We start from the raw sequence: 24,910 nt of genomic DNA on the forward strand, positions 1-24,910 counted from the left end.
TTCCTTCAAAATCGCGACTAAGGGATAGAATCAGGCGATGGCATGGGTCTATTTGATCATTGCGGGAGTCTTCGAATGGGGCTGGCCGGTCGGGCTCAAGCTCGGGCTCTCGGATGCTGGTCTGCGTTGGGGCTGGATCGCCTTCTCGATCCTTTGCATGACGGCGAGCGGCGCCTTGCTGTTGCTAGCGCAGAAGACAATCCCGATGGGCACCGCCTATGCCGTCTGGACCGGTATCGGCGCTGTCGGAACTTTCGCGCTCGGGGTGATCTTGTTTGGCGAGCCGGCCACTGTGGCGCGGTTCTTCTTTGTTGGGCTCATCCTGGTCGGGATTCTTGGCCTGAAGTTGGCATCGGCTTAGCGGTCATCAGCGAGTGATCGCGGTGGGCCGAAAAGGATATCTTGTCCATCACCGACATCAAGACCGCCGAGACAACGAAGGTGAGATGGATGATGACGTACCAGAGGAGTTTGTCGTTGGCGATCTTCTCGGCGTTCATGAACGCCTTGAGCAAATGGATGGACGAAATCGCAACGATGGATATCGCCACTTTCAACTTCAGGGTGCTGGGGTCGAGCTTGCCCAACCAGCCCAGCTTCTCGCTGTCCGCGTCGATGTCCATCTTGGAGACAAAATTCTCGTAGCCGGAGAACATCACCATCACCACCAGACTGGCGACCAGCACCAGATCAACGAGCGTGAGCACGGTGAGAATCAACGCCGTCTCCCTCATCGTCCAAAGATGGAGGAAAAGGTGGAAAATCTCCTGAAAAAACTTTAACCCCAGGGCAACAAGCACCAAGCTGAGCCCGAGATAGACGGGGGCCAAAATCCAGCGGGATGCGAACAAGGACTTCTCGATCATGCGCTCGATCATCTTTGGCCTCGCGTTGCTTGGCAGCGAGCTTGGTCGTGAGGGAGGGGCGTGGTGCAGTGCGGCATTCGCAGGTGTGTTGGATGGGCCAGTAGGCTTCTCAGCGGGGAACCGATGCGGGCCTGAACGATCTGCCTGAGCGCCCTGATCGGTGCGCCGCGAGGCACTGGCAGGATCGTTCCGGGGCTTTAACGCCAGGACGGTCGTGAGGAAACGATGGTTAACCCGCTCCAAGTTGGTCGATCGCCCACCGGGGATTCAAGTCACCGCCGGCGTCTTCTGCCAGTAGTGGCGATCATCTAGCTGGGCGAGGACGAACTCGGCGACATCCGCGCGACTGATACGCCCACCCTTGATGGATTTGTCCAGACCATGGCGATAGGTCCCGGTGCGCGGACCATCGGTCAGTCCGCCCGGGCGCACAATGGTCCAGTCAAGACCACTGGCGCGGATCAGCTGCTCCTGCTCCGCTTTCGCCTGCATGATGGCCTTGAGACTCAGGTCCATGATCCAGCGAAACAGCGGATTGAGTTGGCGACGACTGTCGCCGGCGCCCATGGATGTGACGGCAATCAGCCGGCGCACCGCGCTCGCCTGCATAGCCTCGACAATCACCGCCGTGCCGCGTGCCTCGATCGGCGGCTGTTTCGGCTTTGAGCCCAGCACGCAAATCACAGCTTCTGTCCCCGTAATGCACTGCCGGGTCGCGGTTGCATCCAGGACATCACCGGGAATCAGCGTGAGCCCATCCTGCGCGGGAACGCGGGTTGGATCGCGCACCAGGGCTTTGATACGATGGCCCTGTGTCAGGGCTTGTGCCACCACCTCGCGCCCGGTGCCTCCAGTTGCGCCGAAGAGAGCAATATGCATCAGATAAACCCTTCTGCTCAGTCAGTCACGGTCAGTTTGGGCGCTACGATAGCACGAGGAGCGCACCGCGAAGAGCGTGCTTGGAAGTGCCAGGAATGCGGCCCCCTTAAAAGAGCCAGTAACCGCGAGGCGAGGATTTACCGCGTTGCTGAGCCATTAGCGCGAACGCACGCAATAGTTTCCGCTGGTATACCAGCCCGCCGGGCAACTTGAGCCAACCTTCTCGATTGCTGGTTTGGCGTTCTTGCCTGCCACGCAGTAATTGCTGCTGGTGTAGTACCCGGCAGGACAGTTGCCGGATTTCGGCAAGGCACCCCGCGCGCCGGAACCCGGCACACAATAATCACCCTGGGTGCGGTAGCCGCTGGGACAGCTGCCTTGTTTGACAAGTGGCTCCAACGCAAGGCTAAGGCCGCTGGTGGTCATCAGGAAGAAGGCGAGGGTGGTTGTGGACAAGATGGCAGGCAAGGACGTTGGTGGCAATGGCATGGTCAACCCCTGAAGATGGTCGTGACTGTGCGGTGGATGCGAGAATCTCGGCGCCGGGTCTGCTGTTGCGACCTCCATCACCGGATTGAATATGACCATGAGTATTGGCGATCTATCGATCCTCTTTGCCATCATGCTGGCAATGGCCGCCATGCCAAGCACCAGTGTCGCATTGGTCGTCACGCGCGCGGCCATGGGCGGTCTTTCCCAGGGTGTCGCCGTCACATGCGGGATCGTCCTGGGCGACCTGCTCTTTGTCGCCACCGCGCTGTTTGGGTTGGCGGCCTTAGCCGAGCGCTTGGGCGGACTGTTCGTGCTGATCAAGGTGCTCGGCGGCCTGTACCTGCTATGGCTTGGCGGCACACTGTTGTTATCACGGTCGACGCGCGACAGCGTCAACCCAAGCCTCGTCACGCAATCGGGACTGCTTACCGTGAAAGATGCAGGTAGCTTGAGACAAACCACCCCCTGACCGCTTGGCGGCCTGAAAAAAAAACGGATTGTCGCGGCGGCTCAGGCTGGAATGTAGTGGTACTTCCTGAGCATCCGAATCCAACGCGGTGCGTTGCGTTCAACGCTGATGGCTTCGTAGTTGACCGTGGCATCCCGGTAATAATCGCCACGGTGGATCAACACGAAGACGATTTTCAGAATTTTGTGGGCCAGCGCGAAGATCGCCCGTTTTCGCCCACGACGAACGAGCAAGACCTTGAACTTCTCAGCCAACGCACAGCGGGTGCGGCTGGCCGCATGGGCGGCCTCGCAGAGAATCCGTCGGACATAGGGATTGCCCTTGCGCGCGCGTGCGCTCTTGCGCTTGCCGGCCGATTCGTTGTTGCCTGGACAAACACCCGCCCAGGCGGCGAGCTTCTCGGGAGAGCCGAACGCGTCCATGTCGGTGCCGATTTCCACCAACAGCATGGCCGCGCCGGGCGCGTCGAGCCCGGGAATGGTCTGCAAGGCATGCAGCAGCGACTCATGGGGCTGCAGAGCGCTGAGCAAGTGGTGTCGAAACACCTCGATGCGCGCTTCGAGCTCTTCGATGTGGGTGAGAATCTCGCGTAGAACAAACCGATGGGTGTCGCTGAGTTCCCCATCGAGCGCATCGAGCAATTCCTCTTGCGTGGCCTTCAGCCGCTTGCTTGCGTAGCTCAAGACCTGTTGTGGCGTCTCCCCGGCCAACAGCCCCTTGATCATCGCCCGCGCCGAGGTGCCGTGGAGGTCACTGACCACCGCCGAGAGGCGAATGCCCCCGTCAGTGAGCACCTTGTGCAAGCGGTTCTTCTCCCCGGCCAGAATGCCGGTGAATTTCTGCATCTGGCGCGAGACCAAGCGCAGTTCGCGCAGATTCTGCGGCGGCACGAAGCTGCCCGTGAGCAGCCCGCTGCGCGCGAGGATCGCCAACCATTGTGCATCGGCGATGTCGGTCTTGCGCCCAGGCACCTGTTTGACATGGCGGGCATTGACCACCAAGGCGGCTATGCCCACCCGTTCCAGGGCCGCATAGGGGCTCTTCCAGTAGATGCCGGTGCTTTCCATGACCACCACCTCGGGCGCGAAGGAGGCCACCCACTCGGCCAGGGCGCGGCGGTCACGTTTGAACCCGCCAAACTCCTTCAACTCAACCCGTACCTCACCATCGGCGTCCGCAATCAACGCACAGGCGGTGATCTTCGCATGATGAATATCCAACGCCCCAACGCTGTTAAAGATCGGTGTCAGTTCCATGCGCGCTCCCCAACGATTACACTGACGACAGGGAGCCCGCGCAGGCCGCCACCGACATCCCTCTCAGGCGGTGTGCGCCTGGACCTCTTTACCGTGCGCTCTGTGGCGATGCATTCCGGGGTTCGGAGCAGCGGCGGCGGGTCACGTTAGGAATCAGGATCAAGTCGCCAAATAGTTGACCGACCTCGCTGCGCGGGCTCCCCCTTAGCATCTTTCATTTTCCGGGGTGCCGCTACCCCTGCATGACCGTTAGGAGCCTTCTCGCTGGACTGGTGTTAACGCTGGGCGACCTCAAAGCGATTCTGTTCTATGCCAGCATTTTTCCCTTGGTGATGCCAACCGATCAGCTTGCCGCGGCGGATGTGGTGGCTGTCATGGCCGTCACAATAACGAGCGTCGGTGGTGTGAAACTGCTCTATGCGTTCAGCGCGCGCAAGCTGGCCAAGATGGTTCAAGACAGGCGCATGCGACGGATCGGCCAAGGCGGCGCTGGCGTGCTCCTTCTTGGCGCGGGTGGGTCGCTGATCGTCTCAACGGCGGGCTGAGGCGATCTTTCGGCTTGGTGTCTTTGGTGTCAGCGCCTCATCGGGTGGACATGTCAGCCAACGATCATTCGCGAACCAGGTCGCACAGTCCAGCCCGACCCAACTTCGAAAACCAGATGACCGCCCCAGCAGCTCCCAGGGTTGTGACGGCGCCCAATCGGGAACAGCAAACAGCGTCCCGCAGAGCGGCTTGCCAGCCGCGGCACCGGACTGGCAGGATGGCGTCATGACGCCGAATTCCACCTCCTCCGATCACCAAGACGTATCAACCACAGCCGACCTGAAGGCGGTGGAGCGCTTCTGCACCGGTTGTAATTGCTCCCAGGCGGTGGTGTCCGTCTATGCCGTGCGCTATGGAATCGACCCGGCACTGGCGATGCGCCTGGCCACTGGGCTCGGGGGTGGCATCGGGCGCATGGGCGGCACTTGCGGCACCCTGGCCGGAGCGGCGCTGGTGCTGGGGCTGGAATACGGCCCGAGCGAGCCTGATCCCGCCGCCAAGGACCGTGTTTACGCAAAATCGCGCGCACTACAGCAGCGCTTCATCGATCGCCACGGCAGCAATCAATGCCGCGACTTGCTCGGTTTTGACCTGGCCGAGGATGCCGGTTATCAGGGCGCCCGTGACGCCGGGGTGTTCAAAGAGCGCTGCCCCAGTTTCGTGGCGACAGCCGTGCGGTTGCTGGATGAACTCCTGCAGCCCGAGGCCGCTCAGGAGACCAGGTCATAAAAGCGGGCGTTCGTGACCCGCTGCAGATCGGCCGGGCTGAGCTCGATCTCCAGGCCGCGCCGACCGGCGCTGATAAAGAGACGATCCAACGCCTCGGCACTGTGATCGACAAAGGTATCCAGGCGACGCTTTTGCCCAATCGGGCTGATCCCTCCGAGTAGATAACCGGTGCTGCGCTCCGCCTGCGCCTTCTCCGCCATGGTCGCCTTCTTGCCTCCGGCTGCCTTGGCGAGCGCCTTCAAACTCAGCTGCCGACTGACCGGCAAAACGGCAACTACCAGCGTCTTGGTATCGAGGCTGACGACCAAGGTCTTGAACACCAGCGCAGGGTCAAGCCCGAGTTGATCGGAGGCATCTTGACCATAGGCGGTGGTGCCAGGGTCGTGGTGGTAGGCATGCACCCGGTGGGCGATGCCCAGGCGCTTGAGGGTGTCGATGGCGGGTGTCATGGTTAGTTGGTTGGCGCCATGAATTGATGTCCGATGCAGGCCAGATCCAAGGATGGTGAGTGGATGCCCAAAGTCTTGGCATTCACAAGCATCATCTTTGTCGCGCGCGCGGATGATGATGCAGTCCAATTTTCCAACTGCGAAGGCTTCAGGTTCAACGCAGGTAGACCCCGTCCTCGCCGATCTTGCCCGGACCGTCGAGGACGTAGATGCCGGCTGAGTTAGCCTTGACCTCAAAGTGTAGGCTGCCTTCGCTGTGCTGCTCGGCGCCGGTGACAGCATCGCGATACAGGCCGGGGCGGATGCCGTCGATGCCGATGCTCTGGTCGCCGCCGATGGCGAGGCCGACCACCGCGTAGCTGCCCTGGTCGCTCAGGTCGCGGACGAAGGCCATGCCGCCGCCCCATTCGTTCACCTGGGTCATGGGCGCCTTTTGCAATGCCGGAATGGCCTGGCGAATGCGGTTCAGGCGCTGGATGTGCCGGTAGATGGGATGCGCCTGGGTCTCGGCGATGCGGGCATCGCTCAGGTGGTCGCCGAAGTAGGCGCGGCCGGTGGATGATAGGCAGTCCTTCTCGCCCTCGACATCCTGGGGCGCCCCCTTCATGAACTCGATCTCTTCGCCGAAGTACAGGCAGGGGATGCCGCGGGCCGTCCAGAGTAGGTTGTAGGCTGCGGCGGCCATCCATTGATCGCCCTTGAAGCGGTACTTGAAGTCGTTGTCTGGGCCGACGTCGTGGTTTTGCAGGAAGGTCACCAGCGAGGTGACGTCGCCATAGATCCAGTCCATGGAGAGGATCTGGCCGGTGCCGGCATAGGTGCCCTTGCTGACGGTGTCGCGGAAGGTGGAGAACAGGCCGAAGTCAAGCTGCGGAAAGCCTGAGTCGCCGCCGGCGTTTGGGTCGCGGGGGTCGTCGCCGAGGCGGGTGTACCACCAGGGGCGGATTTGGCTCGGGCCGTTGTCGCCGCCGCCCAGGTCGCCCCAGCCATAGCCCTTGACCAGGTTCTCCCCGAAGACGAAGAGCCCGGGCTTGTGCGCTTTCCAGGCGTTGACGTACTCGAGCAGATTATTGCGCTCGACATGCTTGACGGTGTCGATGCGCAGGGCATCGACGCCCATGTCCAGATAGACATTGATCGCCTCGATCAGGTAGTGCTTGACGTTCGCGCGCTCGGTGGCTAGGTCGATGCAGTCGCCGGCCAGGTGCTTGTTCTGAAGCGGATGGGCGCTCTCCCAGTCGCCGCCGCAGATGAAGCCGTCTTGATGGAACCAGTCCGGGTCCAGGGTCTGGGCATCGACGCCGAAGAAGCGGCCCGGGTCGTACCCAGGCTTCGGCACCGTCTCGCCGGTTTTCGGATCAATCAGCGGCTCGGTGCCTGCCGGGTCGCGTTCGTGGCGTTCGTGCCACCAGTCCGGGGCCTTGGGGTTGTCGATATCGTCGCGGTTGGGCCAGGAGTAGTTGCCGAGGTGGCCTTGGTAGGGGCCATGGTCCACCTGGCCCTGCTCGCTGCCCTGCGGGACATAGTACTTGGTGGGCAGATGGTCGATATGGACCTGGTCGCGGATGCCGTACTGGCAACAGTGGTTGACCACAACGTCCTGGATGATCTTGATGCCCCGGGCGTGGGCCGCGTCGATCAGATCCTGGTAGGTCGTATCCGGGGATTCCAGGCGCGGGTCGATGCGGGTCCAGTCGTAGCCGTGGTAACCGTGGTAGTCGAGTCCCGAGCGGTTCTCGATCGGCGGCGTGATCCAGATGGCCGTAAACCCCAAGTCGGCGATGTAGTCGAGCCGCTGGATCAGCCCCTTGAAGTCGCCGCGCCAGTGCGGGTCGATCGGATTACCGGCGGCGTCGAACTCAATGCGGTCGCGACAGAAGAAGTTGTTGGACGGGTCGCCGTCGTGGAAGCGGGCCGTCAGCAGGAAGTAAATGGTTTCTTCGCGGAAGTCGCAGCGTTCCGCGATCGGGGGCAGGCCGGCATCGGCTGTTCTGCGTGTCGGTTGCGATGCTGGACGTGATCCCGGTCCCGACGTCGATTTTGAGTTGGATTTCGGTGCGGTTGCTCCGCCTCTTGGGGATGATATCTTAGCTTCGGGCGGTACGGCGTCCTGCCAGTGGTGGTTGAAGTCGAACCAACCGCTACGCTCGCAAACGAGGTCGCCGCTCTGCCGGCCCTGGCCGTCGTTGAAGACGAGGCGCACGCGGGTGGTGTCGGCAAAGCGGTAGAGATACCAGCCGTGGTGTCTGGGGTCCGGCGTCATCTCGACACCGGGCCATTCTGTGGCGCAGTCTGTGGCGTCATGATCCGGCCAACGGTCCCAGTAGTGGACGCGTGGCGGCCGAGACCAATCGGCGGGCGGGCTGAAACGAACTGTGAGGTCGGGCATCTGGGGCTCCTTGCAGGCCTTTGGGACGAGCCTGGATGTGCTGAATTTGGCGTCAGTTTCGCCGATGTCGCCGTTGATCGCGAATACTCGTTGGGAACGCAGACGCGGGGCCTTGCGCTCGTGCCGGGTTGTTATGATCAACGTATCAACATGTTCGAAAGGGATGACGCGAACGGACCGCGCAAGTATCTTTCCGCTCCCGTGAAAGAGATGGCGGGCAATTTGTGCCAGTAGAAGAGGATGCGCTGCAGCCAGGGTTATTCGCTGGTATCGAGCAACTCAGCCACATGCGCCATATTGCGCGGCATCTATTGCTGCAGTTATCCGATGGTGAGCAGACGAAACACCAGTGCGCTCAGGAGCAGGTAATGTTGCAGTTTTGGATCAAACGCCGTTGTCAGGAGATGCTGTTGCATGGCGGATAGTTTGTGATGGGACTTGCAAGTCGACAGGGTCGTCACTTGTGATGCCAAGATATCCAGGAACGGATGGCGTCGCTTCGTCCCTGATATCTGCTGTGTTGTCAAGCGTGACCCAGAGTGGCCACTTCTGGAGCAAGGCTGGTCGCTCAAGTTAGCACCGCTGATTTGGGTTTTCCATAACAGACGTCGGTAAAATCCTGTAGAAACGAGCCTCTTTTCTTTTATCCACCACTCCTGTGGATAACCCTGTTGGTAACAGCCCGGATAGTTCCCTAACTCCCTGTCGTTATGCGGGGCCTATTCGATTGGTCAGTTTTTGCGCGCGCGATAAGTCATTGTTTTAATTTTTTATTCAGCATTGCACAACCGGGGTGCGTCGTTTTCTCAACCGACTTGATATCGGGTAGTGTGGGCATCGTGGCTGTGCAAAACAGCGCTTTTGCCTGTCAATGTCGAGCCGACGAGCGGTCGTTTTTTGACTAGTCAAACCCAGAACAAGAATCTGTGAAGTCGAGTGGCGTTAAATTGTGTAACGGGTCAATTTCTGGCGCGACGGTCCGATTTTCGGCTTGTCGCGGCATCTAACTGAAGGTGCCAGAGTGCTGTGCGGTACAACAGTGCGGATAAAGCAGAGTGACGTATTCAGCAGCCATCGCAGCGAAGACCCTCGCCAATCAGTCGCGGATCGCCGAGCCTCTCGGCGCCAGGCACTCCGGCCCGTCTGTGCTCGGCCGACCCACTGCCTGATCGACCGGGTAGCCGATCATCTTCTCCGCTGGATAGGGTTGGAGCAGAGCTGTCAGCCTGCTTTTGTCCGTCTCTGCTGGATCCAGCCACTGAACATCTCCCGGATGACCTTCTGCTCGGCCCAGGCGCGGGTGACCCGTTCCTGGCGCTTCTTGCCGATGCCGGGCAGCTCGCGCAGTCGCTCGGGTGATTGCTCGATGATGTCGAAGACTGTTTCACCAAAGGCATCGACCAGGCGCTTGGCAAAATGCGGCCCGATGCCTTTGACCAGCCCGGAGCCGAGATAGCGCTCGATACCTTCGCGGGTGCCGGGGGGAACCACGCGCAACTCACTGGCCTTGAACTGCCGCCCATGGCGGGCATCGATGGTCCATTGCCCACGCGCGTCGATGTGCTCGCCCGGCGCGACCTGGGCGGCGGTGCCGACGACGGTGATCAGGTCGCGCTCGCCGCGGACTTTGACCCGCAGGACGCAAAAGCCGCTCTCGGGGCTGTGGAAGGTGACGCGCTCGACCGGGCCGGCGAGGGTGTCGAGAGGGGAACCAGTGTGATAGCTGGGGGCGGCCGAGTCGGACATGGGGGGATTGTCTCAGAAAGCCGCACATCGGCTGCGCGCCAAAAGCGGTGGCGCTCGGCGAATCATCGGCGAGGCTTCACCTGGCCTTCGCACCGGTTTTCAAAGCGACTGCTCCGGGGTCTGCGGCACATCTACACCACCGAACCCCTGCGCGAAGCCATCCTCGCCGATGTGCTGCCGGTGCGCGCCGATGGCGAGGAGTTCGTCAGTGCCGACACCGGCCGTCCCGGTATGTCCCAATGGCGAATCTTGGTGCTGGGCACCTTGCGCCAAGGGCTAAACGCCGACTACGACCGGGTGCAAGAGTTCGCCAATCAGCACCGCCTGGTGCGCCAGATGCTCGGTCACAGCGACTGGTCCGATGAGGATCGCTACAGCCTTCAGGCCCTCAAAGACAACCTGCGCCTGTTCACCCTGGAGGTTCTCGAACGGATCAATGCCGGCGTCGTCAAGGCGGGACACGTAGGGTCTCGTTCAGCTCGCCCCGTTGCGACAGCATATCGGGAAACTTGCCCGCAGTTCCGCAGGGCTCTATGGGCTGTCTCCAAGGCACCACGGTCTTCGATTCGGCGGATTACGTCTAAGATCTGCGGAGGTTTCAGATCGGTGATCGGAATATTGCCAATCCAAGGAAAGAAGTCTTTTTCCAAGCGGCGAATGATTCGGTTCGCATGGTTTGGAACCCAGTTCTGAGAGTGGCGCTGGAACCACTCACGCGCGATTACTTCAATGCTGTTTGTGGCCCGATCAGCGCCGGCTAACTGCCGCGACTTGCGATTTGCGCTAGGATCAACCCCTTCGCTCAAATGTCGACGCGCAGCGTCATGATGGTCCCGAGCGTCTTTTCGCCAGGCTTGGCGTTCCGAACCTTTGCGTCAGAGAGGGGCATGGGGGCAACTGTGATCTGCTTTGTGACAGTTGCCCCCAATGTTGCCCCGTGAGAGAGGGATGTCAAAGGAAAGAGTGGGATATCTATGGATTCAATATCTACAAAAAAGCCCGCAAAATGCGGGCTTAGAGACGTTACTGGATGATGTGATGGTGGAGGCGGCGGGAATTGAACCCGCGTCCGCAAGCCCTCTGCCGTTGGTTCTACATGCTTAGTCCGTTCTATTGTTTTTAACCTTCTGCCGCCCGAGGGACAGGGCGATCAGTCGGCGATCCCGAATTGGGTTTTAGCGGTTCAGGTCCAGGCTCCCTGCGCCGCGATCCTGTGTGATGTTACCCCACGAATCCACCGCCCACAGGCAAGAGATGGTGTGAGGCCCGCTGGGATTAAGCAGCGAGAGCGTAGTTGTCGTCGTTGGCAACTATAGATTTGCGGATAGTTTTGCGAGGTTTCCCGCACCTCGGCATGCACCTCAGGTTTTGCGACCCACGTCGAAGCCATGTCGCCCCCTTTGGAACTGGATCAGACAGGTTAAGGCGCCTCTAGTTCTGGTGCAAGTGTTTTGTTTGTCTTGTGCAAGCTGTTGGCGCATCAATGGTTGTTCGGGCGGCCTCTGCGACTGCGATTTCGGTTACATTATCGCTTGACATGAAAGCGTTGTGGAATACGGGAGGCTGAAAGATGGCGCGCTTTGAACCTTGCCATGGCAAGGATGCTTGTCGCGACGATGGCGAGCGTTGTTTGACTTGTGGGCGAGAGCTGGACGAAATCGCGCGGCTGCGCGATGCCATTGACGTCCTGGCCAGTCTTGCCATGGATCGGGACTACGAGAATCGCGAGGAGTTCGCGAATTATGTCGCGCGCAAGCTGTTTAAGACCATTGGTTACCGCCGCGAGCAACTTGGCTCAGCTGGAGACGCTTCAGCCGGTTCTTGATGGGCCAGAATTCTGCTCGGAAGCCTGGCTGCGCGTGTTTGCCTCGGCAAGGAGTGCTTGTTTGATGATTGGTTTACCAGCCGGTGGCGCTTGCTTGTCGGGCCAGTCACGAAAGAGATCTGGCAGCATGCGCGCGCGCCACAAGTAGGTGAGTGCGGCCAGGTTGAGCAGAGCGGAGATCAGCACGGCTTCGCTCAGGTGCCGTCCGACGGAGCCGGGGCCGGTCAATAGGCTGTTGGTAAGCAGGCTGAGATAGACCAACAGTGACAGGCTGAGCAGGATGCGGGCGCGTTGCCAGACCTGGCGCATCCAGGCGGGCGTTATGGGCGCGTGGCGGCGGATGGCGCTGATGAAGACCGGCAGGGCGATGGCGTCGGCGAGCAAGTACTCGGGCCGGATCAATTCGCGCAGGACGGTGATCTCTTTGCCGGTGGTGGGCATGAAGGTGATGATCAGCAGCAGCCCGTGGCGCAGGAGTAGCACCATGATGAGCCAGAGCGTTGCCGGGATGCGCAGGTTGAAATGAATGTCGTAGCACTCGGGCGGGGAGGGCAGGCGCTTTGGGGTGGTCGGTTCAGGCATGCTGCTGGGAGGCGCGTGCGGCTGGGTTTGCGCTAATCGGCAGTCGGCGTTTCCAGCACGACCTGCATCACATCGATGCGCCCGTCGCGAAAGCCGGCCTCGCAGTAGGCGAGGTAGTAGCGCCACATGCGGATGAATGTCTCGTCGTAGCCAAGGCCGCGCACGGCGGTGAGCTGCTCCATGAACTGCTGGTGCCAGATGGCCAGGGTGCGGGCGTAGTCCTGCCCGAACCAGCGGCGGGCGCTGATGCGTAAGCCGGCCTGCTCGACAACAGCGTCGAAGCGGGCAGGCGTGGGCAGCATGCCGCCGGGGAAGATGTATTTCTGGATAAAGTCGGGGCTTGAACGGTAGCTGTCGAAGTATTGCTCGTCGATGGTGATGACTTGCAGCGCGGCGCGGCCGCCGGGGCGCAAAAGCTGGCGGATTTTGTTCATGTAAACCGGCCAGTAGCGCTCACCCACGGCCTCGAACATCTCGATGGAGGCGATGTGGTCGAACTGGCCATCCATATCGCGATAATCACGCAGGTGCAGATCAACCTCACCGCTAGCGATGGGATCGGTGAGGGTTTCGCTGGCCCAGGCGAGTTGCTCTGAAGACAGCGTCAGTCCTGTGACCCGGTGACCAGCGGCGACCGCCTCGCGCGCGAAACCGCCCCAGCCGCAGCCGATTTCAAGCACATGCGCGCCGGGTTCGGCGCCGAGCATCTCGAGTAGCGACTGATACTTGCGCCGCTGTGCCTGCTCCAGCGTGATGTCCTGTCCGTCAAACAGGGCGGCGGAGTAGGTCATGCCGGGGTCGAGCCAGAGCCGGTAGAAGGCGTTGCCCAAGTCGTAGTGATGCGCGATGTTGCGACGGCTGCCGCGCTTGGTATTGGTGCGGCTGTGGTGGCGGAAGAGCGCGACCAGACGGCCGAGCCAGCTGCCGAATTCGATGCTAGCCAAGACCGGTTCGTTGACGGCAAACAGATGGATCAGGCTGGTCAGATCCGGGCTGTCCCAGTCGCCGGCCAGGTAGCTTTCGCCAAAGCCAAGATGACCACGCCCGGTAACGCGCCGGGCAAAGGACAAAGGGCGGTGCAGCTGTATCTCGGCCTGAGGACCGGGCTCGTCACCCTTGTTCGCGTGCAGACTGTCGCCGATGCGCAAGCGCAGTTGCCCGGCATGAAACTGCTCGTGCAGGAGATGATCCAGCAGGCCGCTGAAGGGGCGGAACGCAAGCCCTTTGCGCCATGGGAGGGTGGCCTCGGCCGACTTCTCGCTTGCCATCAGGTAACCTCGTGTTTGGGGGCCGGTGGTGCTGGACACAGGGGCGCGCCACGCAGCCAGATCTTGAGCGCCTGCCAGTGAATGGCCGCGATTACCTTGATGGTCATCAGGGGCATACGTTTCAACGCCTGTCTCAGGTTCTGTTCGGTCAGCGGCTCGCCGGTGCCGGCTTGGCTGGCGACGAGTTTGAGCCGACCGTCATCATGGAACTGGCGGATCATCACCGATAGCCGCTCGTCGGGTTCGGACAGACGGAAGCGATAATCGCCGGCCATATCCATCAGGGGCGAGACATGGAAGCATTTGGTCGCGCGTGCACGCAGCGGCCAGTCGATGGGCGCGCCCTCTTTGGCCAGCAGGTAGAAATGCTTCCCACCAAAGGTGTTACTGACCTCCCCAATGGCCGCGCGCAGACTGCCGTCGCGGTGTTCACAGTACCAGACGCTCAGCGGATTAAAGCCGAAGCCGAGCACGCGCGGGAAGCATAGCAGCCGGATGCGCCCGCCTTCCAGATCAATGTCGCGGCTGCGTAGCACTTCTTCCACCCAGGGGCGCAGTGGTTTGCCATCGCGTGGCCCGTGATCGGCGGGGCGGAAGCGCATGAGCTGAAATTTCCCGAAGCGCGGGCCGCGTGGAAGTTGATCTAGCGCGTCGATGTCGATCAGCAGGCTGAAGACATTATAGACGAAGCGATATTCAACCGGGAACAGCCGCCGGTGCATAACCTTGGTGAAGTAAATGCGATGCGGGCTAGGGCCAGAGCTGGAGCCGGCTTGAGCTTGAGTCGGGGGTTTCGTTTGGGTTGGGGCTTGATGCTTCATGTCAGGCGCCTGCTTGCGTCAGCCAGTCGGTGTCGATGCCCATGCGCGTCACGGCATCCACCGCCGAGCGCAGTCCGTCCTCATGGAAGCCATAGCCGAAGTAGCTGCCGCAGAACCAGAGTCCGCCCTGACCTTGTAGCCGGTGCAGCGCCGGTTGGGCGTCCATGGCCGCCTGATCGAAGACCGGATGGTGATAAGTCATCTCGGCAATGCGGGTCTCGGGGCGGGGTGCTTCGAGCGGATTCAGCGAGACCATGTAATCCTTGCGGGCCTTGAGTCCTTGCAGGCGGTTCATCCAGTAGCTGACAGAGACGGCCTGACGCCCGTCCTGCTGGCGCGCGGCGAGATAGTTCCAGGCAGACCAGACCTGACGCCGGCGCGGCATCAGGTGCGTATCCGCGTGCAGCCAGGTTTGGTTAGGCTGATAACGGAAACAGCCGAGCAGTTGGGATTCATCCGCCGTGGGCTGATCGATCATCGCCAGGGCTTCGTCGGCATGGCAGGCAAGCACCACCTCGTCGAAGCGATGAGTCGCACCCGAGGCCAGGGTGACCTCGACGCCCTGGCCGCCGCTGTTCTGATCGGTGCCCGCAGCTATGCCTGCCGGGCTGCCCGAATCGCTCAGGCGACGCACGCGAACCGCCGGGTCATGCACAATGTTCGTTTTCCCGATGTCGGCGATGATCTTGTGCGCATAGCTATGGCTGCCACCGACCACGGTGCGCCAGAGCGGGCGTTGCACAATGCGGATGAGTCCATGGTTGTCGAAGAATCGCGCCAGACTCTCGACCGGGAACTCCATCATGGTGTGCGGTGGGCAGGACCAGATGGCGGCGGCCATGGGCAGCAAATAGTGATCCCGAAAGGCCTCGCCGAGCCGCTCGCGCGCGAGAAAATCACCCAGCTTCAAGCCGTCAAAGCCACCCTGGTTGAGTAGCTTCCGGCAACGCCGGTTAAAGCGCAGAATATCTGCGAGCATGCCGAGATACGACGGGTTGAACAGATTTTTTGGCTGCGCGAACAAGGTTTTCAAGCTGTCGCCCGAGTATTCAATCTCACCCGGACCAATGGAGGTAGCAAAGGACATGTCGCCCTCGCGGGTGGCGACGCCAAGGCGCTCAAACAGGCGGGTCAGCAGCGGGTAGTTTAGCTCGTTGTAGACGATAAAGCCGGTATCGACCGGAATCTGTTGGCCGTGCTCTTCCACCATAATGGTGTGAGTGTGGCCGCCCACATAGTCGTTGCGCTCAATGAGTGTGACCTGATGGCGACCGGCCAGCAGCCAAGCGCTGGCCATGCCGGCAATGCCGCTGCCAATGACTCCAATTTTTCTCGACATCTGAGGCCTCTGTGTGGCGTTTTGTGAATAGATTATTATACGAATTATCCTCGGGAAACCGCTCAGGATCGAGACTGGTTATGAGTCCACACAATTGTGCGCTGGCGTGGAATCCGGATAAAACGCATCATCCAGCAGTTGTTCTGTGAGATAAGGGCAGACGGTTGGGAAGCTTGTCAGCGGCAGGCAGGTTTCCTTGTGAGCTACGACGACTGCGTCGGGATAGGCGTCGGCGATGGTGTCGTCCAATGCGGACTTTAAGCCGGGCGACTTGCGCAGCAGGATGGCAAGACGCTGACGCTGTTCAATGATGGTCGAACGCCAACTGTCGCCCTTGAACTCACGCCAGCGTTCGTTGAGCGTCTGGTATTGGAATTGCCACTTGAGCAGATGCGCGATCAACACCAACAAACGGCTGTGCAATTCGCGCCGGTCGCTTTTGCTCATGTCGCTCAACTCTTCCAGTAAGTGTTCTATATCCAGCTCCTTGAAACGACCGGCACGCAATAAATCGGCGTTGCGCTGTGTCCACTGGACGTAGTCGGTCTGATAGAGGGCAGCGAGGTCGGTCATAGCGGACTCATCTCACGGATTAGATGCGGCAATCGATGCGGCATAGGGGCACCAGCATTTCGTCAGGACTCAGGCCGCCATGCACGCCGATAGGGGTGAAGGGCTTCTCCGTCGGCAGGCGGTCTAAGATGACGCAGTGATCACGGGCGATTAAGGTGGCATCGCCGATACGATGTGTCAACTCAGGATGCGGCGTGCCCGGACCAAAAACCCCCTGCGCCAGCAGATCGCGCGAGCGAACGACATCAAAGCGCGTGCCGAGCGTATCCTGTGCAGCCGCGATGAAGCCATCCAGTTCATCGGCACAAGTGTAGCAAAAAGCCGCGCGCGGCTCGCCGCACAGCGGCAGCCGCAGCCGATCAGCCAGCGCTGGATGTGCGGCGATTTGGGTCTGATCCGCCTTAGTACAATCGAGCTGACCATGATCGGCGCTGATCAACAAACAGGCGTCGCTGCCGGCCAGTCTTGTCGTCAGTTGCGCCAGGCCCTGCTCGAGCGCGTACAAATGATTGATCGTCTCCGTGCTATCGATACCGTGCTTGTGCCCGAGATGATCCAGCTCCGACCAGTAGGCATAGATATAGCTTGGCTGGCGAGTGCGCTTGACGGCCTGCTCGATCTGGCGAAAACAGTCTTTCAGGTTGCGATAGGGTCGCAGTCGCGCCGGGCCGCAATGGGCGCGATTGAAGGCTGAATGCGCGATCTGCTTGGGGCTGATCACCGTCGAGCCGGTAGTGATGCGCTCAAAAACTGACGGGCAGGGGAAGAGCGTGCGCAGATCCTCGACCATGGCCCAGTTGCTCTGACCGCCGCAGCGGGGCTGGCCGGGCAAGGTTTTCATCACGCAGCCCAGCTCGCGCAGCCAGGTAAACCAGCCGGTGATGCCATGCTGCGCGGGCGGCACGCCGGTCAGAAAGCTGCCAATGGCCGCTGCTGTGGTGGACGGGAAGACGCTGGTCAGGCTACCGAGCTGGTGGCGGGCGAGCAGGCCATCGGGCGAGTGCCGTGCCAGCCAGTTCGCGCCCAGACCGTCGATCACGATCAGCACCAGATGGCGGTAGTCGGCCAGCTCCGCCGCTGGCAGCAGTCGGGCCTCCGGAAGGTCGATGCTGGTGGCGCCGCGTGCGTGCAGCAGCGAACTCATCAGGTTGACAATGCAGCCACCAGCGTAGTCGGGTTTTATCATGCGGGGGTGCCTAGTCTGGTGAAATCGGCCACATTTCTGGCAAGGGGCTCAATGTTACTATGACACCACCGTCTGATCGAATCGATAGCCCCATCTAGCGCAATCGAACCGACCGCGTAACAATCGAGGTAAACCACAATGGCGACAGTCACTTTCGATACTCTGGACTCGTGGACAAACTCAAGACGGCAGGGTTCGCCCCAGAACAAGCGGAAGCGGTGGTGCGCCCCATCGGCACAGCACAGGAAGATACTGGTGAGAAAAGCTGATTTGGAACCAGCGTCGGCACCTGTCCGCACTGATTTGACGTTGTTGGCATGGATGATGGGGCGGTGCTGGTTGGGATCGTCTCACTGATCATCAAGACGCTGCTTTAGCTAGGCGACTGCGGTGTCGCCAGGCCATGCGGCTATTATGGCAAGACCGCCCAATACCGAACTGTCCCTTTGCACTCATGTCTGTCCAGGTTTCCGATCCGCCCCCAACCTTCAACCCGGCCTGCCGTGCCTGCACGCGCTTGGCGGATTTTCTCTCTGAGGTGCGCGCCGAGCATCCCGGCTACCATGCCGCGCCGGTGCCGCCTTTTGGCGATCCGAACGCGCGTCTGCTGATCGTCGGCCTGGCGCCAGGCATGCATGGCGCGAACCGCACCGGCCGGCCCTTTACCGGGGATTATGCCGGCATTTTGCTCTATGCCAGCCTGCATCGGCACGGCTTTGGCAGTCGTGGCGAGTCGGTCAGCGCCGGTGATGGGTTGGAATTGATCGATTGCCGCATCACCAATGCGGTTAAGTGTCTGCCGCCAGCCAACAAGCCGTTGCCAGCGGAGATGCGCGCCTGCAATCCGTATCTGAGCGCTGAACTGGCCAGCCTGCCGCCAGATGCCGTGGTGCTGGCGCTAGGGCAGATTGCGCATCGGGCGGTGCTGCTTGGCTGCGGGCTCAAGCAATCGGCGCTGCCTTTCGCCCATGCCGCCGAGTATGTTTTGCCCGGTGGTCGGCGGCTGATCGATTCCTACCATTGCAGCCGCTACAACACCCAGACCCGGCGCCTGACCGAAGCCATGTTCTATCAGGTCATGGCGCGCTGCCGGGCGCTGCTGGATGCGCCCGAGCCGTGCGGAGTCGATCCGTGCTGACCGACGAGGCCCGTCGCGCGCTGCTCGCGCGCATCCCCAGCCAGCCCGGCGTCTATCGCATGCTCGATGCCGAGGGCACTGTGCTCTATGTCGGCAAGGCCAAGGAACTCAAGCGCCGCGTTAGCAGTTATTTCAGCCGTTCGCTGAATCATCGCTTACAGGTGATGGTGGCGCGGATTGCCGATATTCAGATCACGGTTACTCGCACCGAGGGCGAGGCGCTGCTGCTCGAGGCGGACCTGATCAAATCCCATCAGCCGCGCTTTAATGTGCTGCTGCGTGATGACAAAAGCTACCCCTTTATTTATTTGAGCACCCAGGATGCCTTTCCGCGTCTGGCCTTCTATCGCGGCTCGCGCAAGGGCAAGGGGCGGTATTTCGGTCCCTATCCCAGTGCCTCGGCGGTGCGCGAGACGCTGCAACTCTTGCAAAAAATCTTTCCGGTGCGCCAGTGTCGCGACAGCTTCTTTCGCAACCGCTCGCGACCCTGCCTGCAATATCAGATTAAGCGGTGCACTGCGCCTTGTGTGGGGCTGATCAGCGAGCCCGACTACGCAGAGGATGTTGCGCGCAGCATCAAGTTTCTCGACGGACGCACCGATGAGGTGATCCGCGAACTTGGCGAGCGCATGGACGAGGCGGCGGCGGCGCTGGAGTTTGAGCGGGCCGCTGTGCTGCGCGACCAGATCGCCACCCTCGGGCGCATCCAGCAGCGTCAGTATGTGACTGCCAGCGGCGGCGATCTCGACATCCTCGCCTGCGCCACCGAGGCCGGCGTGCATTGCGTGCAGGTGTTCTTTATTCGTGCTGGGCACAATCTGGGCAACAAGAGCTTTTTCCCCAAAGCCCCGTTGGATGCGACGCCAGAGACGGTCATGGCCGGCTTTCTGACCCAATTTTATGCCGACAAGCCCATTGCGCCGGAGCTGCTGGTCAGCCACGCACCGGAGGAGCAGGAGTTTCTCGAGACCGCCTTCGCCCAACGCGCCGGGCGCCGGGTCGCCATCCGTCACCCTCTGCGCGGTGAACGTGCCCAGTGGCTGAAGATGGCCCAGAGCAATGCCGAGCTGGCGCTGAAATCGCGCCTCGGCAGTCGTTCCGGTTACAACCAAAGGCTGGAGGCGCTGCGCGAATTGCTGAAACTCGACGAGCAGCCGCGACGCATGGAGTGCTTCGACATTAGCCACACTCAGGGCGAACTGACCGTGGCCTCTTGCGTCGTATTCGACGACGAAGGGCCGCGAAAGTCGGATTATCGCCGTTTTAATATCGACGGCATCGCCCCCGGCGATGATTATGCAGCCATGGCGCAGGCGCTCGGGCGGCGCTACAAGCGCATCAAAGACGGCGAGGTGCCGGTACCGGATCTGTTGTTTATCGACGGTGGGCGCGGGCAGCTCAATGCCGCGGTTGGCATTCTCGAAGAACTCGGCATTCAAGGGGTGCGCCTGGTCGGCGTGGCCAAGGGACCGGACCGCAAACCCGGCGCCGAGCAACTCTGGCAGCCGCATCAGCGCCACGCCATCATCGCGCCGGCGGACTCGCCCGCCATGCACCTGATCCAGCAGATTCGCGACGAGGCGCATCGCTTTGCCATCACCGGCCACCGCCAGCGCCGCGACAAAGCCAGACGCACCTCGGTGCTGGAGGACATTCCCGGCGTGGGTGCCAAGCGTCGCGCCAGCCTGCTGCGCGCCTTCGGAGGGCTGCGCGGTCTGCGCCGGGCGAGCGCGGACGACATCGCCCGGGTCGATGGCATTAGCACCGTCCTGGCCGAGCAGATTCACCAAGCGGTCCATCAGGAACTGGGCGGATGATGACAGGCTCCAAACTGAGGGCAAAGGCAGCCAGGCGCGCCAAAATAGTCAGTGACTGAGAAATGCGGTTTTCCTAGCGCGCCAGTCGGCCTAAGATGGGCCTTGGCGGTACCGGCGGCGTGCCGAACAAAGACGGACAAACCATGATGAATATCCCGAATCTGCTGACCCTGCTACGGATTGGGCTGATCCCGGTGTTTATGGTCATTTTCTACCTGCCGGTCCCTTGGGCGCGGCCGGTCTGCGCGCTGGTATTCGGCGCTGCGGCCCTGACCGACCTGCTCGACGGCTACCTGGCACGCCGCTTGAACCAGACCTCACCGCTGGGCGCCTTCCTCGACCCAGTGGCGGACAAGCTCATGGTCGCCATCGCCTTGGTGCTGCTGGTGCAGACCGACCCGCGCGCCCTGCTAGCCCTGCCGGCAGCAGTCATCATCGGCCGCGAAATCACCGTCTCTGCCCTGCGTGAATGGATGGCCGAAATTGGTAGCCGAGCCAAGGTGGCGGTGTCCATGGCCGGCAAGCTCAAGACTACTGCGCAGATGATCGCCATCTTCCTGCTGATTCTGCAGGGACCGATGCTCGGACTGCCGATAGACCCCATCGGCATCGCGTTGCTCTACATTGCCGCCCTGCTAACGCTCTGGTCCATGGTGCTCTACCTGCGCGCGGCCTGGCCGAGTTTGATGGGGAAGGGCGAAAATCAGGTTTCAGATTCTTGACAGAACCCAATCATCGGCTAAAATAGCGGGCTTCCAAAGCGGGAATAGCTCAGTTGGTAGAGCACAACCTTGCCAAGGTTGGGGTCGCGAGTTCGAGTCTCGTTTCCCGCTCCAAATTATTGGTTTTCTTCGGTAAATGCGCCGCCACGGCGCATCAGCATCGGTTCTGATCCTGGTGCATCCGGAGAAAACACATCGCCACACTCGGCGACCTTATCGAAGCCTTTCTGGCATCTCGCGAGTTCGACGCCGCGACAATCTCGCGGCTGTCGTTCTGGCAAGAGCACCTTGGCGAGCAGCCGCTTGCCGATATCACCCCCCGACGCTGTTGATGCTGCGCTGGTGCAACTGGCTGAACGCGGTCGGCTGCGTCCGATTCGCGGGCAAGGCAGCACCCAATCCGGGAAGCCGCTCTCTGGCGCGACTATCAATCGCTATGTCTCGCAGCTGGGCAGCCTGTTCGTCTATGCCCGGCGGCTGCGCCTGCTCCCAGGTCCCTGCGCTGGTGCCCGGTGACCAGTCGCGCAGGTCGGCTTGATGGAAATCCACCTCGATCCTGCAAGCCGTCGCGAGCTTGCGCGCCTTGGCCAAGGTATCTCCGCAGCCGTCCCTTGCGGTCACTTTGAGCCCCAGCTCGGCGAGCTAGGTGGCACGGTGCTCTGCGGTAATCCTCCGTTGGTTCTCTCCGCCGGAGGATTCCGCATTGTGCGAGACAGCGTCGATCAGGCGACGATCTTAAGCGCCAGATAGGGGGTGATGGTGAAGACAATGGTCGCGATCTTGAATTGCGCCAGATACTGGAAGTAAGCCCGGCCTAGGTCCTTTTCATCCAGCCCGAAAAGCCGGGTGTGGATGCGCGTGATTGGGCCGCGCAGCACCAGCAATGCGGCAGCCGAAACCAGCAGCAGGGCGATGTTGATGATCGCGGCCCAGCCAAAGAAGGCCGTGAGTTGGTCGAGGGTCATGGGTTCTGTTAGCGTCTCGGGTTAGATTGATCCATCCATCCATTGAGGACGAAGAGATGCATGATAACGGAAGTGATCTGCGCACCATCACTCTGCATAACGGCGTGGCCATGCCAAGCCTGGCCTTTGGTTGCGCCTTCGGCGATTGGGTCGGACGGACAGCCTTCCAGGGATTTCTGCCGGAGCAGGCATGGCGGGCCATCAGCTTGGCGCTGGACAACGGCTATCGCGCCTTTGATGGCGCTCGCGTCTATGGGACCGAACGGATTCTCGGCACCTTGCTCGGCCAGCGCTTTGCCAGCGGCGAACTGAGCCGCGAGGAACTGTTCATCACCACCAAGCTGGCCCATCCCGCCGCGCCGCCGCATATCAACATCTCCCACCGTCGCACCTGGGATGCCGACAAGGTCGAGGACATCGCCCAGAAAGTGCGCGACGACATGGTCGATACCCTGGACGATCTGGGTCTTGGCTATGTCGATCTGCTGCTGATGCACTGGCCGGGCAGTTTCAGTGAGAACACCACCGGTGATCCGGACTTCCCGCGCAAGGCGCGCGCGACCATCTGGCGCACCTTCTGCGAGCTGGCCGACAAGGGCGCGGCGCGAGCCATTGGCGTATCCAACTTCACCATCGGGCATCTGCGTCAGCTGATGGAAGACGTGCCCGAGTCTGAGCGCCGGCCCACCGTCAACCAGGTCGAGATCCATCCTTACTGTCGCGACCCGCAACTCGAGACCTTCTGCCGCGAGCAGGGCATCGTCGTCACCGCTTATGCGCCATTTGCCAGCGGTGCCTTTGATCTGTTACGCAACCCGACCCTCACCGCCATCGCCGAACGTCACGGCAAGACGACCGGACAGGTCGTGCTGCGGTGGCATGTGCAGAGTGGCCGCACCGCGCTGCCCAAGACATCCAAGGCCGCGCGCATGGCCGAGAATCGCGACATCTTCGACTTCGCGCTCAGTGACGAGGAAATTCAAGCCACTGATTCACTTGGCACTGGCGAGGCGCGCCGAACCTGCCCAGACCCCTCGTTGGTCGCCTAAAGGTCCTCGTCTCGGCTGGCGTGGCTCCGGTATGGGGTTTTTACCAGGACTGGATTATTGGTTTGACCGCCGCTGTTCGCGTCGTCGAGGGGCTTTGCCGCATGTCCTTTACATGGTGGGATTGTCCCCTGGTGCTCTTTCAGGTCGGCGATATCCGCGAACGCCCGATCATCAGCCCGCCAAGTAGCGCGCCAGCTGGAATGGTCACCCAGCCGAACAGGAACAAACTGAAGGCGCTGAATGCAGCCGCTCCGGCGAGTCCCTGGAAAGGGTTCATGGGTGGCTCGCCCAAGGAACTTGTCGTGCCGAACCACAGATAATCCAGATTCGCGCTCAGAATCAGCAGGTACCAGCACAAGTAATGCGCCAGTGCGCCAGCCAGCGCGCCGGTCAAGATGCCGGCCCGGCGGCGGGTCGCTTGCCGACGCTCAATGAGCCAAAACCACAGACCAAAGCCCGTCAGGAAGGCCGCGAGAGTCGCGCAAATCGGCAACAACTGCCAGCCGTCGCCGGTGGCCGAATAAAACGCATAACCACCGACAACCAGACCAACGGGCGCGCAGACAGCCCCGAATCGCAGCGCGCTGCCGGTCGTCTTTTCGGGCGCCGTTTTCAAGTCTTGGCCTCCAGTGTCCTGCGGGCATCCGCGATGGTGATTGCGTCGCTGACCGTGGTGTTTGTCGGCGGAGGAAGTGGCCGCCTGCAGCAGGGAAGTGTCGTTATCTGGATTGGGCAGATTCATTATCTTGTGCCATCGTGATATGACCAGTGCAAGGATGACCGGGGGACCGATCATCTGCAATGATCAGGATTTGCAGAAGAAGGCTTGGAGTAATTACTCTCCCCGTCCATGTTACTGGCAAAGTCACGGAAAATCTCAGCTGAAAAGGGTCAATCTGTTGGCGTTACGCCGACAGCCCGGCATAGAGCGACATCGCACCACCCAGGAGGTCAGATTTGGATCAATCCGTCATCGTCATCACTGGCGGGACGCGTGGCATTGGTCGCGGGCTCGCGCGCGCCTTTCTGCAACGCCAGTGTCGGGTGATGATCTGCGGTCGGGATGCCGGTCGCCTCGAGCAGACCCTGGCCGAGTTCATGGCGTCCATCCCCGCAGCCGAAGGCCGGCTGCATGGACGGCTTTGTGATGTCGCCGACGCCACGAAGGTCCAGGCGCTCTGGGACGCGACCGTCGGTCATTTCGGGCGCATCGATATCTGGATCAACAATGCCGCCATCGGCTCGCATGAAGTCGACTTCTGGCAGCACGACCCGGCCACCATCGAGAACCTGATCCGCATCAATTTGCTCGGCACCATGCAAGGCTGTCGCACCGCCGCGCGCGGCATGCTGGCGCAAGGCCATGGCCATATCTATACGCTTGAAGGCTGGGGGAGCGGCGGAGAGCGCCGCCACGGTAGCACCCTCTACGGCACCAGCAAGGCGGCGCTGCGGTATTTCACCAAGTCACTCGCCGCCGAACTGCGCGGCACACCGGTGAAACTCAGCAGCCTCAACCCCGGCGTGGTGCCGACCGACCTGCTCGCGCTCAGCATGCGACCGGAACAAGCGAAGCAGATCCGGCGCTTCATCAATATCTTCGGCGACAAGGTCGAGACCGTCGCTTCCGGACTTGCCGAGCGGGTGCTCAACAACCAACGCCACGGCGCCCGCATTCAGTGGCTACCGCCGCGACGCATGCTTATGCGACTGCTGCAAGCACCCTTCCGCCAGCGGCGGATCATCGATCCCCGCGGGGAGAGCCCGCGTTAATGCTGTCTAGGCGGATGACCGGGGGATTTGA

General features: G+C 61.3%; 26 protein-coding genes, 1 tRNA gene, 1 other RNA gene and 2 pseudogenes. 13 read left to right on the plus strand and 17 right to left on the minus strand.

What is annotated here, in order from left to right:
• The first annotated feature begins 37 nt into the window (after positions 1–37).
• Entirely contained in the window at positions 38–361 is a 324-nt protein-coding gene (locus Thiofri_RS10210) for a DMT family transporter (RefSeq protein ID WP_009146613.1), read from the plus strand.
• On the opposite strand, the gene Thiofri_RS10215 is transcribed toward Thiofri_RS10210, so the two are convergent.
• The 3 genes from Thiofri_RS10215 to Thiofri_RS10225 all read right to left on the minus strand — a co-directional run bounded on the left by Thiofri_RS10215 (position 318) and on the right by Thiofri_RS10225 (position 2,234).
• Positions 318–878 (minus strand): YqhA family protein, encoded by a 561-nt coding sequence (locus tag Thiofri_RS10215; RefSeq protein ID WP_456129295.1) that lies wholly within the window; start codon positions 876–878, stop codon positions 318–320. The two genes, Thiofri_RS10210 and Thiofri_RS10215, sit on opposite strands and share 44 nt — an antisense overlap.
• Before the next feature lie 255 nt (positions 879–1,133).
• Positions 1,134–1,745: an NAD(P)-dependent oxidoreductase gene (locus tag Thiofri_RS10220; RefSeq protein WP_009151301.1), complete on the minus strand. Its 612-nt coding sequence runs from the start codon at positions 1,743–1,745 to the stop codon at positions 1,134–1,136.
• 156 nt (positions 1,746–1,901) lie between these two features.
• Positions 1,902–2,234, minus strand: coding sequence for a hypothetical protein (locus Thiofri_RS10225; protein WP_009151302.1), 333 nt, complete (start codon positions 2,232–2,234; stop codon positions 1,902–1,904).
• A gap of 97 nt (positions 2,235–2,331) precedes the next feature.
• On the opposite strand from Thiofri_RS10225, the gene Thiofri_RS10230 reads away from it, so the two are divergent.
• Entirely contained in the window at positions 2,332–2,706 is a 375-nt protein-coding gene (locus Thiofri_RS10230; RefSeq protein WP_083848612.1) for a LysE family transporter, read from the plus strand.
• Positions 2,707–2,747: 41 nt separating this feature from the next.
• Here the strand turns inward: Thiofri_RS10230 and Thiofri_RS10235 are convergent, their stop codons facing one another.
• Positions 2,748–3,962: an IS110 family RNA-guided transposase gene (locus tag Thiofri_RS10235; RefSeq protein ID WP_009151304.1), complete on the minus strand. Its 1,215-nt coding sequence runs from the start codon at positions 3,960–3,962 to the stop codon at positions 2,748–2,750.
• A 242-nt stretch (positions 3,963–4,204) separates the two neighbouring features.
• On the opposite strand from Thiofri_RS10235, the gene Thiofri_RS10240 reads away from it, so the two are divergent.
• Complete coding sequence (locus tag Thiofri_RS10240) at positions 4,205–4,507, plus strand: LysE family transporter (protein ID WP_009151305.1); 303 nt, start codon at positions 4,205–4,207, stop codon at positions 4,505–4,507.
• A gap of 226 nt (positions 4,508–4,733) precedes the next feature.
• A complete protein-coding gene (locus tag Thiofri_RS10245; protein ID WP_009151306.1) occupies positions 4,734–5,237 on the plus strand; it encodes a C-GCAxxG-C-C family protein in 504 nt (167 codons plus the stop codon).
• Here the strand turns inward: Thiofri_RS10245 and ybaK are convergent.
• The 3 genes and pseudogenes from ybaK to Thiofri_RS10260 form a co-directional block, all read right to left on the minus strand.
• The gene (gene ybaK / locus Thiofri_RS10250; RefSeq protein WP_223296842.1) at positions 5,219–5,815 is read right to left on the minus strand and encodes a Cys-tRNA(Pro) deacylase; all 597 of its coding nucleotides are present in this window, start codon (positions 5,813–5,815) and stop codon (positions 5,219–5,221) included. The two genes, Thiofri_RS10245 and ybaK, sit on opposite strands and share 19 nt — an antisense overlap.
• A 25-nt stretch (positions 5,816–5,840) precedes the next feature.
• On the minus strand, positions 5,841–8,075 hold the full coding sequence (locus Thiofri_RS10255; protein ID WP_009151308.1) for an alpha-amylase family glycosyl hydrolase: 2,235 nt from the start codon (positions 8,073–8,075) through the stop codon (positions 5,841–5,843).
• Between the two features lie 1,263 nt (positions 8,076–9,338).
• Positions 9,339–9,821 (minus strand): annotated as a pseudogene (locus Thiofri_RS10260) (helix-hairpin-helix domain-containing protein); the annotation flags it as partial.
• Between the two features lie 105 nt (positions 9,822–9,926).
• Between Thiofri_RS10260 and Thiofri_RS10265 the strand changes: the two are divergent.
• Positions 9,927–10,283: pseudogene (locus tag Thiofri_RS10265) on the plus strand (ISNCY family transposase); the annotation flags it as partial.
• On the opposite strand, the gene Thiofri_RS24750 reads toward Thiofri_RS10265, so the two are convergent.
• Entirely contained in the window at positions 10,202–10,627 is a 426-nt protein-coding gene (locus tag Thiofri_RS24750) for a tyrosine-type recombinase/integrase (protein ID WP_390167187.1), read from the minus strand. The pseudogene Thiofri_RS10265 and the gene Thiofri_RS24750 sit on opposite strands and share 82 nt — an antisense overlap.
• 233 nt (positions 10,628–10,860) lie before the next feature.
• Positions 10,861–11,220, minus strand: a transfer-messenger RNA (tmRNA) gene (ssrA, locus tag Thiofri_RS10270).
• A 171-nt stretch (positions 11,221–11,391) separates the two neighbouring features.
• On the opposite strand from ssrA, the gene Thiofri_RS10275 reads away from it, so the two are divergent.
• Positions 11,392–11,646 carry a hypothetical protein gene (locus Thiofri_RS10275; protein ID WP_009151309.1) on the plus strand — a complete coding sequence of 85 codons (255 nt, stop codon included), beginning with the start codon at positions 11,392–11,394 and terminating at the stop codon, positions 11,644–11,646.
• Here Thiofri_RS10275 and Thiofri_RS10280 read toward each other — a convergent pair.
• From Thiofri_RS10280 to Thiofri_RS10305, 6 genes are all read right to left on the minus strand, one after another.
• Positions 11,632–12,228 carry a DUF2919 family protein gene (locus Thiofri_RS10280; RefSeq protein ID WP_009151310.1) on the minus strand — a complete coding sequence of 199 codons (597 nt, stop codon included), beginning with the start codon at positions 12,226–12,228 and terminating at the stop codon, positions 11,632–11,634. The genes Thiofri_RS10275 and Thiofri_RS10280 overlap by 15 nt on opposite strands.
• A gap of 32 nt (positions 12,229–12,260) precedes the next feature.
• Complete coding sequence (locus Thiofri_RS10285; protein ID WP_009151311.1) at positions 12,261–13,496, minus strand: SAM-dependent methyltransferase; 1,236 nt, start codon at positions 13,494–13,496, stop codon at positions 12,261–12,263.
• A complete protein-coding gene (locus tag Thiofri_RS10290; RefSeq protein WP_009151312.1) occupies positions 13,496–14,317 on the minus strand; it encodes a DUF1365 domain-containing protein in 822 nt (273 codons plus the stop codon). The genes Thiofri_RS10285 and Thiofri_RS10290 overlap by 1 nt, the downstream gene beginning before the upstream one ends.
• Before the next feature lies 1 nt (position 14,318).
• Positions 14,319–15,656 carry an NAD(P)/FAD-dependent oxidoreductase gene (locus tag Thiofri_RS10295; protein WP_009151313.1) on the minus strand — a complete coding sequence of 446 codons (1,338 nt, stop codon included), beginning with the start codon at positions 15,654–15,656 and terminating at the stop codon, positions 14,319–14,321.
• 78 nt (positions 15,657–15,734) lie between these two features.
• Positions 15,735–16,229, minus strand: a complete 495-nt coding sequence (locus Thiofri_RS10300; protein ID WP_009151314.1) for a DUF29 domain-containing protein — start codon at positions 16,227–16,229, stop codon at positions 15,735–15,737.
• A gap of 19 nt (positions 16,230–16,248) precedes the next feature.
• Complete coding sequence (locus tag Thiofri_RS10305) at positions 16,249–17,415, minus strand: alkaline phosphatase family protein (RefSeq protein ID WP_009151315.1); 1,167 nt, start codon at positions 17,413–17,415, stop codon at positions 16,249–16,251.
• Positions 17,416–17,869: 454 nt separating this feature from the next.
• Between Thiofri_RS10305 and Thiofri_RS10310 the strand changes: the two genes are divergently transcribed.
• The 5 genes from Thiofri_RS10310 (at position 17,870) to Thiofri_RS10330 (ending at position 21,608) form a co-directional block, all read left to right on the plus strand.
• Positions 17,870–18,553, plus strand: coding sequence for a uracil-DNA glycosylase (locus Thiofri_RS10310; protein ID WP_009151316.1), 684 nt, complete (start codon positions 17,870–17,872; stop codon positions 18,551–18,553).
• On the plus strand, positions 18,547–20,370 hold the full coding sequence (gene uvrC, locus Thiofri_RS10315; RefSeq protein WP_009151317.1) for an excinuclease ABC subunit UvrC: 1,824 nt from the start codon (positions 18,547–18,549) through the stop codon (positions 20,368–20,370). Before Thiofri_RS10310 ends, uvrC begins: the two co-directional genes overlap by 7 nt.
• A 143-nt stretch (positions 20,371–20,513) precedes the next feature.
• Positions 20,514–21,092 carry a CDP-diacylglycerol--glycerol-3-phosphate 3-phosphatidyltransferase gene (pgsA, locus tag Thiofri_RS10320; protein ID WP_040858439.1) on the plus strand — a complete coding sequence of 193 codons (579 nt, stop codon included), beginning with the start codon at positions 20,514–20,516 and terminating at the stop codon, positions 21,090–21,092.
• Positions 21,093–21,130: 38 nt separating this feature from the next.
• Positions 21,131–21,206, plus strand: a tRNA-Gly gene (locus tag Thiofri_RS10325).
• Between the two features lie 189 nt (positions 21,207–21,395).
• Positions 21,396–21,608 carry a hypothetical protein gene (locus Thiofri_RS10330; protein WP_143742049.1) on the plus strand — a complete coding sequence of 71 codons (213 nt, stop codon included), beginning with the start codon at positions 21,396–21,398 and terminating at the stop codon, positions 21,606–21,608.
• Positions 21,609–21,814: 206 nt separating this feature from the next.
• On the opposite strand, the gene Thiofri_RS10335 is transcribed toward Thiofri_RS10330, so the two are convergent.
• On the minus strand, positions 21,815–22,057 hold the full coding sequence (locus Thiofri_RS10335) for a DUF6868 family protein (protein WP_009151320.1): 243 nt from the start codon (positions 22,055–22,057) through the stop codon (positions 21,815–21,817).
• A 56-nt stretch (positions 22,058–22,113) separates the two neighbouring features.
• On the opposite strand from Thiofri_RS10335, the gene Thiofri_RS10340 reads away from it, so the two are divergent.
• Complete coding sequence (locus tag Thiofri_RS10340) at positions 22,114–23,106, plus strand: aldo/keto reductase family protein (protein ID WP_009151321.1); 993 nt, start codon at positions 22,114–22,116, stop codon at positions 23,104–23,106.
• 139 nt (positions 23,107–23,245) lie between these two features.
• Here Thiofri_RS10340 and Thiofri_RS10345 read toward each other — a convergent pair whose 3' ends face one another.
• Positions 23,246–23,848, minus strand: a complete 603-nt coding sequence (locus Thiofri_RS10345; protein ID WP_051023994.1) for a hypothetical protein — start codon at positions 23,846–23,848, stop codon at positions 23,246–23,248.
• Between the two features lie 215 nt (positions 23,849–24,063).
• Between Thiofri_RS10345 and Thiofri_RS10350 the strand changes: the two genes are divergently transcribed.
• The gene (locus Thiofri_RS10350) at positions 24,064–24,879 is read left to right on the plus strand and encodes an SDR family oxidoreductase (RefSeq protein ID WP_009151323.1); all 816 of its coding nucleotides are present in this window, start codon (positions 24,064–24,066) and stop codon (positions 24,877–24,879) included.
• The last annotated feature ends 31 nt before the right edge of the window (positions 24,880–24,910 follow it).

The sequence above is a fragment of the Thiorhodovibrio frisius genome (assembly GCF_033954835.1).
GTDB classification, from domain to species: domain Bacteria; phylum Pseudomonadota; class Gammaproteobacteria; order Chromatiales; family Chromatiaceae; genus Thiorhodovibrio; species Thiorhodovibrio frisius.